This window comes from Nocardiopsis dassonvillei, assembly GCF_964273065.1.
Classification (GTDB): Bacteria; Actinomycetota; Actinomycetes; order Streptosporangiales; family Streptosporangiaceae; genus Nocardiopsis; species Nocardiopsis dassonvillei_B.
The window spans coordinates 4823194-4836535 of sequence record NZ_OZ186815.1 but is presented as its reverse complement, the minus strand read 5'-3'; the positions used below and the strand labels follow the sequence as shown (position 1 = coordinate 4836535).

Here is a 13342-nt window from a genome sequence, read left to right as displayed (position 1 = left end):
ACGGCGGGCCCGCGAGGCCGGGAACGCGGCCGGGGCCGCCCCGAAGGACGGCCCCGGCGGGTCCCCGGCCCGGATCAGTCGTCGACCAGGGCGCGGAAGGACCGCAGCGCCACCGACAGGGTGGCCAGGTCGAACCGCTCGTTCTCCTGGATCTCCGACAGGGTGATCCCGGCCCGCTCGATCACCGACCGGTTCTGCTCGAACCAGGACAGCATCAGCTTCTCGACCGGGTCCTGCGGGCTCCCCGCCTCCAGCACCCGGCCGGTGAGGGCCGCGTGCGCCTCGTACAGGTCGTCGCGCAGCGCGCCGCGCGCCATCGTGCCCCACCGGTCGTCGCGCGGCAGGTCGATGATCCGCTCCCGCCACCAGCTGATGTTGAGCCGGTCGGCCAGCTCGAAGTACAGCTCGGCGACCTTCTCCACCGGGCGGCCGGTGCGGTGCGCGATCTCCACCAGGTCCAGGGAGGAGTAGGCGGGCACCATGACCGCGACCCGCTCGGCGAGGTCGGCCGGGACGCCCAGGCCGACGTAGCGGTCGCGGCGCTCGACGAACGCCTCCCGGTCGCGGCCGCGCAGCAGGCCCACCAGGCGCCCCAGGACCTCGCCCACGCCCGCGGAGAAGAACCCGATCTCGGTGCGGATGTCGAACGGGAAGCTGCGGTTGCGCAGCAGCCACCGGGCCGAGCGCTCGGCGAGCTTGCGGGTCTCCAGCAGCAGGGTGAGCTGGCTGTCCACCGAGATGCGGTGGTCCAGCTCCTCCACCACGCTCCAGAACTCCTGGAGGCGCAGCACCTCCTGGGAGACCAGGTAGGCGCGGGCGATGTCCGCGGCGCTGGAGCCCAGCTCCTCGTTGAGGCGGAAGGCGAAGGTCAGCCCGGAGCGGTTGACCATCTGGTTGACGACCTGGTTGACGATGATCTCCCGGCGCAGCGGGTGGGTGGCCACCGCCCGCGCGAACCGCTCCGTGCGCAGCGGCGTCGGGAAGTAGTCGTCCAGGGTGTCGGCCAGGTACGGGTCGTCGGCCAGGTCGGACAGGCCGATCTGGTCCTTGAGGCTGATCTTGGTGTAGGACAGCAGCGTCGCGAACTCCGGGCCGGTCAGGCCCTGGCCCGCCGCGCGCCGCTCCGCGATCGCCTTGTCGGAGGGCAGGTCCTCGAGCTTGCGCTTGAGGACCTTGGTGCGCTCCAGGTGGCGCATGTAGCGGCCGTGGACGTGCAGCATCTGGTGGGCCTGCTTGCGGCCGGCGGCCAGCACCGTGTTCTGCGCGTAGTTGTTGTCCAGGACCAGGTCGGCGACCTCGTCGGTCATGTCGATGAACAGGCTGTCGCGCTCCTCGGCGTCCAGCGAGCCGTCGCGCACCTCCCGGTCGAGCATGATCTTGATGTTCACCTCGTGGTCGGAGGTGTCCACGCCGGCCGAGTTGTCGATGAAGTCGGTGTTGACCCGGCCGCCCTCGCGGGCGAACTCGATGCGGGCGGGCTGGGTCAGGCCCAGGTTCCCGCCCTCGCCGACGACCTTGACCCGCAGCTCGGTGGCGTCCACGCGGAGCTGGTCGTTGGCCTTGTCCCCCACCTCGGCGTGGGTCTGGGTGGAGGCCTTGACGTAGGTGCCGATGCCGCCGTTCCACAGCAGGTCCACCGGGGAGGTGAGGATCCGGCGGATCAGCTCGTCGGGGGTCAGCGCGATGACGTCGTCCTCGATGCCCAGGGCCGCGCGGACCTGCGGGGTGACCGGCACCGACTTGGCCGAGCGCGGGTGCACGCCGCCGCCCTCGCTGATCAGCGCCGGGTCGTAGTCCTCCCAGCTGCTGCGGGGCAGCCGGAAGAGCCGGTCGCGCTCCACCCAGGAGGTGTGCGGGTCGGGGTCGGGGTCCAGGAAGACGTGCCGGTGGTCGAACGCGGCGACCAGACGGATCCGCCGCGACAGCAGCATGCCGTTGCCGAACACGTCGCCGGACATGTCGCCGATGCCGACCACCGTGAAGGGGTCGCTCTGGACGTCGACGCCCATCTCCCGGAAGTGGTACTTGACCGACTCCCAGGCGCCGCGGGCGGTGATGCCCATGGCCTTGTGGTCGTAGCCGACCGAGCCGCCGGAGGCGAAGGCGTCGCCCAGCCAGAAGCCGCGCTCCTTGGAGATGGAGTTGGCGATGTCGGAGAACGTCGCGGTGCCCTTGTCGGCCGCCACCACCAGGTAGGAGTCGTCGCCGTCGTGCAGGACGGTGCGCTCGGGGTGGACGATGGCGCCGTCGACCAGGTTGTCGGTGACGTCGAGCAGGCCGCTGATGAAGTCCTTGTAGCAGGCGACGACCTCGGCCATGACCTGCTCGCGGGTGCCGCCCTCGGGGAGGCGCTTGCAGACGAACCCGCCCTTGGCGCCGCTGGGGACGATGACCGAGTTCTTCACCATCTGCGCCTTGACCAGGCCCAGGACCTCGGTGCGGAAGTCCTCCAGCCGGTCCGACCAGCGCAGGCCGCCGCGGGCGACCTTGCCGAAGCGCAGGTGGACGCCCTCGACGCGCGGCGAGTAGACGTACATCTCGAACCTGGGCCGGGGCTGGGGCAGGTCCGGGATGCTCTGCGGGTCGAGCTTGAGGACCAGGTACGGGTGGCCCTGGTAGTGGTTGGTGCGCAGGGTGGCGTTGATGACGGCCAGGAAGGAGCGCAGGACCCGGTCGTGGTCCAGGCTGGCCACCGACTCCAGCTCGCCCTCGATCTTGCGGACCAGGGCGGCGGCGCGCTCGGCGCGGCCCTCGTCGGGCTGGTCGGGGTCGAAGCGCGCCTGGAACAGGTCCACCAGCAGACCGGTGATCCCGACGTTGGCACCCAGGATGTCGGCCAGGAAGTCGGGGGTGAAGGTGGACCCGGCCTGGCGCAGGTACTTGGCGTAGGCGCGCAGCACGGTGAGCTGGCGCCAGTCCAGACCGGCGCGCACCACCAGGTTGTTGAAGCGGTCGGACTCGCCCAGGCCCTGCCAGGAGGCGTCGAAGGCGCCCTCGAACAGCTCCTTGAGCCGGGCGTCGGGCAGGTCCGCGGCGGTGATGGGGCCCAGGCCGAAGTCGTAGATCCAGACCCGGCCCACGCCCTGGACGGTGATGTCGTAGGGCCACTCGTCGACGACCTCGACGCCCAGGTGCTCCAGGACCGGCATGACCCGGGACAGGGAGATGGGCTCGCCGACGCGGTAGAGGCGGAAGCGCCAGTCGTCGTCGCCGGGGCGCCGGTACAGGCTGGCGGAGAACGCGCCGTGGCGCTCGTCGGGCGCGGTGCGGGCCAGCAGCGCCTCCAGGGCGCCGATGTCGCTCGCGGCGACCTCGGGCTGGTTGTCGACCTTGTACGCCTCGGTGAGGCCGGAGCCGTACCGCTCCTTGTACTCGGTGGCCAGGTCCGGGCCGAAGGCGTCGGTGAGGGCGTCGTCGAAGTCGGTGTCCCAGGAGCGGGCGGCCCGGCGGACCTTCTCCTCCAGGGCGAGCTGGTCGATGTCGGCGAGGGTCTCGCCGTGGCGGGCGCGCGCCACCAGGTAGAGGCGGGCCAGCGGGGCCGCGCCGATCATGACGTTGTGGTCCATGGTCGCGCCGTGGAAGGCGTCGGCGAGGACCTGCTGGATGGCCAGGCGCACGCGGGTGCTGTACTCGTCGCGCGGCATGTACACGAAGCAGGACATGTACCGGCCGCCGTAGGGGTCGCGGCGCATGAACAGCTTGGTGCCGCGCCGGTCGCGCAGGCGCATCACGCCGCGGACGATGCTGTACAGCTCGCCCACCGGGATCTGGAGGAGCTCCTCCCGGGGGAAGGTGTCCAGCAGTTCGATGAGGTCGCGGCCGTCGTAGCTGTCGGCCTCGAAGCCGGCCAGGGAGAGGACCTCGGCCTGTTTGCGGCGCAGGATGGGGATCTGGGCGATGCCCGTGTTGGTGGCCTGGGAGGTGAACAGCCCCAGGAAGCGGCGCTCGCCCACGATGTTGCCCTGGGCGTCGAACTTCTTGACGCCGATGTAGTCCAGGTACTTGGGGCGGTGGACGGTGGAGCGGGAGTTGGCCTTGGTGAGCACCAGGATGTAGGGCTCGCGGGCCTTGCCGCGGATCTCCGGGGGCAGGGCGGCGAAGCTGGTGGAGGCCGGGGAGTCCATGCGCATGATGCCCAGGCCGGTGCCGGGCTCGGGGCGCAGGGCGTCGTCGCCGTTCTCGTCGGTGACCAGCGAGTACTCGCGGTAGCCCATGAAGGTGAAGTGGCGCCCGGCGACCCAGCGCAGGAAGTCGACGCTCTCGCCGACCTCGCGGGCGTCCACGCCCCCGGCGACGAGGCGGTCCGGGTAGGCGGCCAGCTCGTCGGCGATCCGGATGGCCCGGTCGCTCATCTTGGCGGCGTCCTCGTCCACGTAGCGGACGTCGTTGAGGACGGCCTCGAGCCGGTCGGTGATCTCCTTGATCCGCTCGGGGTCGGCCTGCCGGTCGATCTCGATGTGCATCCACGACTCGTCGACGGGCAGCAGGCCGTCGCCGCCGATCTCCGGGTCGAGCTGGCGGAGGTTCCCCTCCAGGTCGCGGCCCACGGTCATCTGGGGGTGGATGATCAGGCGGACGCCGGCGTTGAGCTCGCGCAGGGCCATCGTCACGGAGGAGACGAGGAAGGGCGCGTTGTCGGTCACGGTCTCGACGATGCTGGTCCGCAGGTCCCAGCCGTCGCGCTCCACCGTCGGGGAGTACACGCGGACCTTGGCGCGGCCGGGGCGGCGCTGCGCGGCGAAGGAGCGGTGCGCCTCGGCCATGCCGCAGATCTGCTCGGGGGTGCGGCCGGCGATCTCCTCCGGGTCGATGTGCCGGTAGTAGAGGGGAAGGAAGCGGCGGACGGCCTCGGCCTCGTCGGCGCCGAGCCGCGGCCCGGGGGACCACTTGGCCGCCACTTCGGCGAGCAGCTGCTGGAGGGTGCCGTCGGATTGCCCGGACATGTGTCTATCTCACTCCTTTGTGAGCAACGTCGCACGAGCGCTGTGGGATCACCGGGTCATGTGCCCTGTGAACCGCTGAGCTGATGTGTGATTCTTCGTGAACCCCGGAGGCCGCAAGGGGCTCCGGAGTCCGTGTGGTGCCGTGGGTGTTGCGCCTGGCGCGGGTGGCGTGTGCGGCGCGGGTGGTGTGACCTGTGCGCACAGGTTGGAAGAAAGAGGCGTCAGACCCCATTGTCACCGCCTCGTCCAAGAACACAGGCTACTGGTTTTCGGGCCGGGGGGCAGGAGCAACACCGTTAACCAACGGTTACATACTGTAAGAAGCGGATTGCGACGGTCGGTGGCGATGTACACGGGAGTTCACCTCGTCCCGGTCGGGGACGCACGTGTCGTTATCGAGCCGTTGTCGAATCGGTCAGCTGGTGGACGGCGGCCATCACGGCGCGGGGGTCGGTGAGGTCGGGCAGGATCGCCTGCGCACCCGCCTCGCGCAACCGCCCCTCCGTGGTCGGTCCGTTGAGGACCCCGACCGGGACCGCGCCGCCGATCAGCGCGGCCCGCACGTCCGGGACGTTGTCGGTGATCAGGACGGTCCTGGAGTCCGGGATCATCCCGTCCTCCGCCGCGTGCAGCCGGATGGACTGGATGAGCGTCGACTTGGGGTAGTTGACCGAACCGTAGCCGCCGATGGCCAGGTTCAGGTAGGCGTCCAGGCCGAAGGCCACCAGCTTGGCGGTGGCCACCGTCCGGGGGCTGCCGCTGACCACGGTCTGCACGGTCTCGGGCAGCGAGGCCACGGCCGCCAGCGAGGCCGCGGCCCCGGGCATCACCCTGCCCTTGGCGGCCAGTTCCCCGACACGGAGGTCGAAGGCCTCCTCCAGGGCGGCGAGGAACCGGGAGAGGGTGTCGGCGTCGGGCTCGATGTCGACGTAGTTGCGGGCGCAGAACTCGAAGAACATCTCCGAGTCGGTGCGGCCCGCGGTCGAGGTCAGGTAGACCAGGGGCTCACCGGTGACCTTCTCGAAGGCCTCGGCGTAGGCGGCCCGCATGACCCGGCCGACGTCGAGGAGCGTGAGGTCGATGTTCCATAGCACCAGGCGGCTGATGGCGAACTCCTCGGGTGATGCACGACAGTCGGACCCCCCTATTGTGCCGCACGGGCGTTTCCGGTGGAGAGCCCCGTCCGGGACCGGCCACCCCCTGGCCGCGGCCGGTCGCGGCCCGGGCGCACGGTGCTCCGCTCCCGACCTCGGCTGATTCGGAGGGACTGCGATATTCCCGCACGTTCTCTCCGGGTTCCTCCCGGAACACGCAGCGGTCGGCCCGCGCTGCAACGGTGTGACGAGAGGAGGTCGACCGTGACCATCGCATGGGGCGTCGAGGCCCTGGACCTGACGGCCTACCTGGACCGCGTGGGGGTGCCGGAGCAGCGGCCGGACGGGGAGTACCTGGAGCGGCTGTACGGAGCGCACATCAGGGCCTTCCCCTTCGAGACCGTCGACGCGCTCCTGGGCCGGGCTCCGGCGGTCGACGTGCGGGGCGTGCAGGAGAAGTTCCTGGGCGGGGGGCGGGGAGGGTACTGCTTCGAGCACGGGGTGCTGTTCGCGGCCGCGCTGGAGCGGCTGGGCTTCGAGGTGCACCGGCGGCTGGGCACGGTCGGCCCGGCGGGCGAGAACGCCCGGACGCACCTGCTGGTGGAGGTGGTGCTGGACGGTCGGCGGATACTGACCGACCCGGGGTTCGGGTCGGGCATGCGGCGGCCGATCGAGCTGCGGGACGGGGCTCGGAGCGACGGGGGCGGGATGGCCTTCGGGATCGCCCGGGTCCCCCGCGGGAGGTCGTGGGGGTGGGAGCTGCGCAAGCTGCGCAACGGGGAGTGGGATGCGCTTCATGTGACGCATGAGTCGGAGGTGTACCCGGTGGACCTGGTGGCGGGGAACCACTTCGTGGCGACGCACCCGGACTCGGTGTTCCGGAAGATGCTGGTGGTGACGGGGTTCCTGCCGGACGGGGTCCACGTGAGCCTCACCCAGTCGTCGGTCACCCTCCGCGCCCCGGGCGCCCCCACCCGGCACGAGAAGCCGGCCCCGGCGGACCTCGACCCGTGGCTGGACCGCCTCGGCGTGCACCTGACCGGCGACGACCGCGCCCTGCTGCACGGGCGCCTCGCGGAGCTCTCGGTCTCCGCGTGATCCCGCCCGGCCGGGCCCGCGGGTCCGACCCCGGCCCCTCCCGGGCGGGGCCGGTCCGGCCGCCGGGTGACCCGTGCCCCCGCGGCCCCTCCCGCGCTGCGCGGGCCCGGCCACACGCGACCGCGTACATCCGCCGGGGCACCGTCCCCGCCGCGGGGGCGGGTCCGGGCGATACCCCGGGTTGTGGGCGGGGTGCCGGAAGAAGGGGGCGATCCCGGGTGGTCGGGTCGGGCGGCCCCCCGGCCGCGGCCGGGGGGCCGCCGGCGGCAGGGCGTGTGCGCCGACGGCTCCGGGTCATCGGCCCCGCGCGGTGCACACCGGACGGCGCGGGGCACGGACCGGGGTCCAGCCGTCGTCACCCGCCAGGTAGGCCTCGGCGGTGTGCCCGGCGGCCTCGGTGTCGCCCATCTGCGGCCGGTCCTCGGTGACCAGGGCGCCCGGGCCCCTGTTCGCGTACTCGCGCAGCGCGAACCGGCGCCAGTCGCCACCCGAGGACATCGGGATCCAGCCCTGCTCCTTGAAGTGGCGGCCCATCCAGGAGTCGCGGATCAGTGCCCGGGGCCGGGCGTCCGGGTCGGAGCCGGGTACCCACGGGCGGCCCAGGTGGACCGACGCGGCCGGGGCGTCGCTCGTGAAGCAGCTCTCGGTGAACAGGAAGCCGAACTCCTGCTCCGGCGGCGTGCTCGGCGCGGTCACGTACCCGTTGTCGGTCTCGCTGCCCCGTTCCAGGGACCGGATCTCGCACCCGTGGAAGACGGCCGTGGCCCGGCCGAAGACGAAGTCGACGTCGCCCTCGACGTAGCAGTTCCGGTAGTACTGCCGCGAGACCGTCGCGGTGTCGGGAGAGTTCGCGTACAGCGTGTCCTGGTGGCCCAGGAAGCGCACGTTGTCGAACACCAGCCGGTCGCCGGTGGTGCGCACGGCGACCGCCTGCGTGGAGGTGATGTCCGGGTGCTCCTCGCGCAGGAAGGAGTTCTCGAAGGTCAGGTCGTAGGCGTGCACGTCGTCTCCGGAGATGACGGCACTGGCGCTGCCCGACGTCCCCCATGTGCCGCCGTCCGGTCCGGGCATGCCCGCAGCGCGGCCGTGGGTGATGACGACGTCCTTCGGGTCCCCGGTCGCGCCGACCAGGGTGAGGTTCGGTTTGGAGGAGGGGATGACGACGGGTTCGTCGTAGACGCCCGGGCCGATCCTCAGCGTCACGCGCTCGGTGGAGCGGGAGGGAGCGGCGTCGACCGCGTCCTGCACGCTGCGGTGGTCGCCGGAACCGTCGGCCTCGACGGTGATCACGGTGCCCTTGTCGCTCACGGGGGCCACCTCGGCGGCCGGTGCGGGGGAGGCCGGGAACACGGACAGGGCGCCCGCGAGCGCGAGTGGCAGGGCGGCGCTTCGCAGCGCCGTGGTCGAGGGGGTGCGCAGGGGTGTTCCTTCCAGCGGGGCGGGGGGAGAACGGGGGTGCGGCCCCCGTCGGGGCTAGACGGGGCGCTGGTCGGGCCAGGTCACCTCGGAGTCGGGGACCGCGTCGCCGAGCCTGCGCACCTGGTGCGGCGCGAGCACACGCCGGCGCTTGAGGTCGGCGGCGACCAGGCGGGCCGCCTCGATCGCGCCGTGCGCCTGGAAGTGGGTGTTGTCCTGGAGGCCGTCGGGGTGGTCGGGATGTTCGCCCGGCTCCAGCCACAGGAAGTGGCCCTTGGTGCCCTCGGGTCCCAGCCGGCCCCACAGCTCCAGGCTGAGCGCGGTGAGGTCGACCAGGGGCACGCCCTCGCGCTCGGCGAGGGCCCGCATGGCCGCCGGGTAGTCGCCGTGGGACTCGCGGGGCACGCCGTCGGCGGTGAAGCGGCGCCGCTCGACCGAGGTGACCAGCACCGGGCGGGCGCCGCGGCCCCGGGCGCCGTTGATGTAGACGGTGAGCTGCTCCTGGTAGGTGCTCCAAGGCTCGGTGTGGCGGGCGGGGTCGTCGGACTTGGAGTCGTTGTGCCCGAAGGAGACCAGCAGGTGGTCGCCGGGGCGGATGTCGGCCAGGACGCCGTCCAGCAGGCCCAGGTCGGCGAAGCTCTTGGAGCTGGCCCCCGACAGCGCGCGGTTGTCCACGGTGGCTCCGCCGCCGAGGAAGAGGCCCAGGGCCTGCCCCCAGCCGGCCCGGGGCGCCTCGCGGGCGGCGTAGGTGGAGGCGGTGGAGTCGCCCGTGACGAAGAGGCGCGGAGCCCGGGCGGGGCGGGAGGACTCCGCCAGGGCGGGGGCTCCGGCGAGGAGGGGGGCGCCCAGGAGCGCGGCGGAGACGGTGAGGAAGCTGCGACGGTGCATGGGGCCTCTCTGCGGGAAAGCGCTTTCCCGATCCGTGGACGATGGTTGCAAACGTTTGCATGACTCTCCCGAAACGGGGCCGCGGCGTCAACCCCCCGTCGGCGGCCCCGTACGGGATCCGGGCGGACCCCGGGACGGGCCCGGGTCAGGCGAGGAGGTGGCGGAGTTCCTGGAGGGCGTACCACATGAGCTCGTGGTCGTCGGCGGCGCCGGAGTCCGGGGAGGCGGCCGCGGTGGCGATGTCCGGGGCGGCGGCCTCGTCGTCGATGTGGACGGAGGCCAGGCGCTTGTACGGGATGGACTCGCCGGTGACACGGACGCGGATCACGTCCGGGCTCTCGCGTCCCTCCTCCTCGACGAGGTGGTCGGCGAGGTCCGCGGCGAGGACGACGCGGCGGCGGGGGGCGTCCGGGTCCCGGGCCAGGAGCCGCAGCGACTCCTCGGCGGCCGCGTACATGGCCTCGTACTCCGCCTCCTCGTCGTCCGTGTCCGCCGCGAACGCCACCGGCACCCGCACCCTCCCCTCGTCGAGGACGGTCGCGAGGGCGGGGAGGGTGCTGGGCAGGAAGACGTACATCGCGGCTCTCCGGAAGGTGGGACGGTCACCTTGAAGTGTGCCGCACCCGTCAGGCGGCTTCGCTGTCCGCCATGAGGAACCCGCGCAGTTCCCGCGTGGTCGCGGCCACGTCGGTGTGCAGGATCCCGGTCATCCCCAGTTCCTCGGCCGTGCGGACGTTGTGCTCCAGGTCGTCGATGAACACGCACTCCTCCGGCCGCAGCCCCATCAGCCGGCAGGTGTGCAGGTAGATGCGCGGCTCCGGTTTGCGCATCCCCACCTCGCCGGAGATCACCACCTCGTCGAAGGTGGTGACGAAGTGCTCGCGCGGGTAGCCGTTGCCCCAGGAGTTCGACAGGAGCGCCGTGCTCGCCCCCGAGCGGCGGGCCTCACGGAGCGCCTCGTACATGTCGTGGACCGGGGCGAAGGAGGCGAACATGCGCTCGATGAGCCCGTCGGCGATCACCGGGCCGCCGTGGGTGGAGCGCAGCAGGGCCGCCAGGTCGCGCTCGAACCGCCGTGTGTCGATCTCCCCGCGCTCCAGTGCGTGCACCGGGTTGTCGTCGGCCAGGGTGCCGTCGAAGTAGGGGGTCATGACCTCGTAGTAGTGCTCGACGTCGATCCGGTCGGCGGTCAGCCAGGCCCGGATGCCCTCCGGGAGCGGGGGCGTGAGCACGCCTCCCCAGTCGGAGATGACCCCTCGGCGGATGCCGTCCATCCGATCCCCTCCATCCGTGTCGTGCCCCACCCGGGGATCGGGCGGGCAACGGTTCTTCCCGTTCCCCGCCCGTTTCAACCCTTCGGCCCTAGTAGGTGAGCCCGGTTCCGAAGTCGGCGTCCGTGTCCGGCACGGACACCGGGAGGGTCCCGGTGGGCTGCACCCGGCCGGTGATGACCCGGGCCGCGGCCGCCAGGGAGACGTCGACGGAGGAGTACACGGCGACGAACCCGTCCACGTCCAAAGATGCGGCCAGGGTGTAGGGACCTCCCTGGGACACCGCGACGGTGGGCGCCGTGGAGCGGCCGACCGGGGCGGTGCCGGTGCCGACGACCACGGCGTCGGCGTCGCCGGTGACGACCTCGAGCCCGGCTTCGGTGAGCGCCGCGGCGAGGCGGTCGGCGTTGGTGCCCTCGACGCGCACCCGGCTCCCCGGGGCGAGCGGGAGGACTCCGCCGGTGTTGCGCAGCACGGTGGCGGAGGCGTCCGCCACCCGCTGGGCGGCCTCGGCGTGCTCCGGGTCGGCCAGGACCTCCTCGGCGGCGGCCGGGTCGACCGGGCCCGCCTCCAGGACGCCGCGCTTCTCCTTGAGGGAGAGGATCCGCAGGACCGACTCGTCGATGCGCTCCTCGGTGAGGCGCCCCTCCTCGACGGCCTGCTCGACCGCGGCCACCGCGGCGGCCGGGTCCGGCGGCATCAGGAGCTGGTCGACGCCCGCTTCGAGGGCCAGGACGGCGTTCTCGCCGTCGGAATGGCGCTGGCGGACGCCCTCCATGTTGAGGGCGTCGGTGGTGACCACCCCGTCGTAGCCCAGCTCGTCGCGCAGGATGCCGTCGATGATCGCCGACGAGAGGGTGGCGGGCTCGTCCGGGTCCAGCTGCGGCATGAGCACGTGGGCGGTCATGACCGCGTCCACACCGGCGTCGACCGCGGCGCGGAAGGGGGGCAGGTGCTCCGCCTCCCACCGGTCGCGCGGCAGGTCGATGACGGGGAGCCCCGTGTGGCTGTCCACATCGGTGTCGCCGTGGCCCGGGAAGTGTTTGACGACCGGGACGACGCCCCCCTCGGCGTACGCGTCGGCCTCGGCGACCGCCATCTCGGCGACCAGGTCGGGCTCGGAGCCGAACGAGCGGATACCGATGACCGGGTTGTCCGGGTCGGTGTTGACGTCGGCGTCGGGCGCGTAGTTGAGGTTGATCCCCAGGGCGGCCAGCTCGGTGGCGGTGGTCCCCGCGCGCAGGGCGGCGAGCCCGGTGTCCCGGGTGGCGCCGACCGCCATGGCGTCGGGGAACCGGGTGCCGACCGGCAGCCGCACCACCAGACCCTGCTCCTGGTCGATGCCGACGAACAGGGGCGTGTCGGACAGCTCCTGGACCCCGTTGGAGAACTCGGCGATCTGGGTGGCGTCGCTGAGGTTGGCGTCGAAGTAGATGATCCCGCCGGGGCGGTACTCCTCGATCTGGGCGGCGTTGTCGGCGGCCGTGGTCCCCTGGGCGGTGAGCACCAGGAGCTGGCCGATCTTGGTCCGCAGGTCCATCTCCGCGAGCAGGCGCGGGGCCAGGACCGGCTCGAAGGGCGGCTCGGACGGCGACGGCTCCTCGTGCGGCGAGGTGTCCACCTCCTCCCGGGGTGCCGTGGTGCAGGCCGTGGCGGCCAGGGCGGTCAGGGCGATCCCCGCGCAGGCCAGGGCACGGGTGACGGGGCTTCTCATGGTGGGACTTCATCTCCGGCGAATGAGCTGGTCCGCCGGAGGTTACCTCTTTTTCGGGCCGGTGCGTGCGCACCGGCCCGTCAGGCCCAGGTGAAGAGCACCCCGCCCCCGGCCACACAGCCCTCGACGATGTCGCCCAGGTCCGCCGGGGCCGCCTCCAGGGCGACGACCGGGACGACGGCGGGCAGCCCCCGGGCGGCCACCGATCCCGGCGACCAGCGCACGACGGGGTCGCCCGCCGCGACCTCGGTGCCCTCCTCCGCGAGGAGCGAGAACCCCTCGCCCCTGAGCTTGACCGTGTCGATGCCCAGGTGGACGAGCACGCCCCGGCGGCCGTCCGGGGCCAGGACGACGAAGGCGTGCGGGTGCAGCTTGACGAGGGTGCCGTCGATGGGGGCGACGGCGTCCTGGTCGCCCTCCTGCCCGCCCTCCTGCCCGGGTTCGGGGTGGACGGCGACGCCGGGCCCCACCATCCCCTGGGAGAAGACCGGATCGGGCACGCTCTCCAGGGGGAGGGCGGTTCCGCGGACGGGGGACAGGACGCTCAGGGGTCCGTTGACGTCTGGCATGGAGGCTCTCTTCCCTGTTGGGGGGACTTCATCCGGGCCGACGAAAAACGGGCCTGCGTCCCATCCGTTATCCGTCGATGATGTCCCGGATGTCGTCGGTGAGGGCGTCGGCCTCGGGGCCGACGACCACCTGGACGACGTTGCCGGAGATCAGGACGCCGTGCGCCCCGGTGCTCTTGAGGGCCTGCTCGTCCACCAGCGACGCGTCGGAGACCTCGGTGCGCAGCCGGGTGATGCACGCCTCGATGTCCTCGATGTTGTCCGCGCCTCCCAGGCCGGCCACGATCGCCGCTGCCTTGTCCGCCATGTGTCGTCCTCCGTGCTGTGCGGTGGGGACCGAGACCGTCCC

At 72.4% G+C, this 13342-nt stretch carries 10 protein-coding genes; 1 reads left to right on the top strand and 9 read right to left on the bottom strand.

The genetic code is table 11. The features are described from left to right. Window positions 1–74: 74 nt before the first annotated feature. Both ACSUPR_RS21665 and ACSUPR_RS21660 read right to left on the bottom strand, forming a co-directional pair. On the bottom strand, window positions 75–4943 hold the full coding sequence (locus ACSUPR_RS21665; protein WP_436886541.1) for an NAD-glutamate dehydrogenase: 4869 nt from the start codon (window positions 4941–4943) through the stop codon (window positions 75–77). 392 nt (window positions 4944–5335) lie between these two features. Beyond that, window positions 5336–6037, bottom strand: coding sequence for an HAD family hydrolase (locus tag ACSUPR_RS21660; protein WP_436886540.1), 702 nt, complete (start codon window positions 6035–6037; stop codon window positions 5336–5338). Between the two features lie 264 nt (window positions 6038–6301). On the opposite strand from ACSUPR_RS21660, the gene ACSUPR_RS21655 reads away from it, so the two are divergent. After that, on the top strand, window positions 6302–7135 hold the full coding sequence (locus ACSUPR_RS21655; RefSeq protein ID WP_436886539.1) for an arylamine N-acetyltransferase family protein: 834 nt from the start codon (window positions 6302–6304) through the stop codon (window positions 7133–7135). Between the two features lie 294 nt (window positions 7136–7429). Here ACSUPR_RS21655 and ACSUPR_RS21650 read toward each other — a convergent pair whose 3' ends face one another. The 7 genes from ACSUPR_RS21650 to ACSUPR_RS21620 all read right to left on the bottom strand — a co-directional run bounded on the left by ACSUPR_RS21650 (window position 7430) and on the right by ACSUPR_RS21620 (window position 13300). After that, window positions 7430–8443, bottom strand: a complete 1014-nt coding sequence (locus ACSUPR_RS21650; protein WP_436886538.1) for a pectinesterase family protein — start codon at window positions 8441–8443, stop codon at window positions 7430–7432. Window positions 8444–8608: 165 nt separating this feature from the next. Further along, window positions 8609–9439 (bottom strand): rhamnogalacturonan acetylesterase, encoded by an 831-nt coding sequence (locus ACSUPR_RS21645; RefSeq protein WP_436886537.1) that lies wholly within the window; start codon window positions 9437–9439, stop codon window positions 8609–8611. 145 nt (window positions 9440–9584) lie between these two features. After that, the gene (locus ACSUPR_RS21640; RefSeq protein WP_436886536.1) at window positions 9585–10016 is read right to left on the bottom strand and encodes a DUF6912 family protein; all 432 of its coding nucleotides are present in this window, start codon (window positions 10014–10016) and stop codon (window positions 9585–9587) included. A gap of 49 nt (window positions 10017–10065) precedes the next feature. After that, complete coding sequence (locus ACSUPR_RS21635; protein ID WP_436886535.1) at window positions 10066–10713, bottom strand: HAD family hydrolase; 648 nt, start codon at window positions 10711–10713, stop codon at window positions 10066–10068. 88 nt (window positions 10714–10801) lie between these two features. After that, complete coding sequence (locus tag ACSUPR_RS21630; RefSeq protein WP_436886534.1) at window positions 10802–12424, bottom strand: glycoside hydrolase family 3 protein; 1623 nt, start codon at window positions 12422–12424, stop codon at window positions 10802–10804. Window positions 12425–12504: 80 nt separating this feature from the next. Further along, entirely contained in the window at window positions 12505–12993 is a 489-nt protein-coding gene (locus ACSUPR_RS21625; protein ID WP_436886533.1) for a PTS sugar transporter subunit IIA, read from the bottom strand. A gap of 67 nt (window positions 12994–13060) precedes the next feature. Next, a complete protein-coding gene (locus ACSUPR_RS21620; RefSeq protein WP_436886532.1) occupies window positions 13061–13300 on the bottom strand; it encodes a glucose PTS transporter subunit EIIB in 240 nt (79 codons plus the stop codon). Between the last annotated feature and the right edge of the window lie 42 nt (window positions 13301–13342).

Bases quoted from the DNA above. Each gene is read 5' to 3' on its own strand.
- ACSUPR_RS21665 (WP_436886541.1), bottom strand. From the start codon at position 4,943: ATGTCCGGGCAATCCGACGGCACCCTCCAGCAGCTGCTCGCCGAAGTG.
- ACSUPR_RS21645 (WP_436886537.1), bottom strand. From the start codon at position 9,439: ATGCACCGTCGCAGCTTCCTCACCGTCTCCGCCGCGCTCCTGGGCGCC.
- ACSUPR_RS21640 (WP_436886536.1), bottom strand. From the start codon at position 10,016: ATGTACGTCTTCCTGCCCAGCACCCTCCCCGCCCTCGCGACCGTCCTC.
- ACSUPR_RS21635 (WP_436886535.1), bottom strand. From the start codon at position 10,713: ATGGACGGCATCCGCCGAGGGGTCATCTCCGACTGGGGAGGCGTGCTC.
- ACSUPR_RS21630 (WP_436886534.1), bottom strand. From the start codon at position 12,424: ATGAGAAGCCCCGTCACCCGTGCCCTGGCCTGCGCGGGGATCGCCCTG.
- ACSUPR_RS21625 (WP_436886533.1), bottom strand. From the start codon at position 12,993: ATGCCAGACGTCAACGGACCCCTGAGCGTCCTGTCCCCCGTCCGCGGA.
- ACSUPR_RS21620 (WP_436886532.1), bottom strand. From the start codon at position 13,300: ATGGCGGACAAGGCAGCGGCGATCGTGGCCGGCCTGGGAGGCGCGGAC.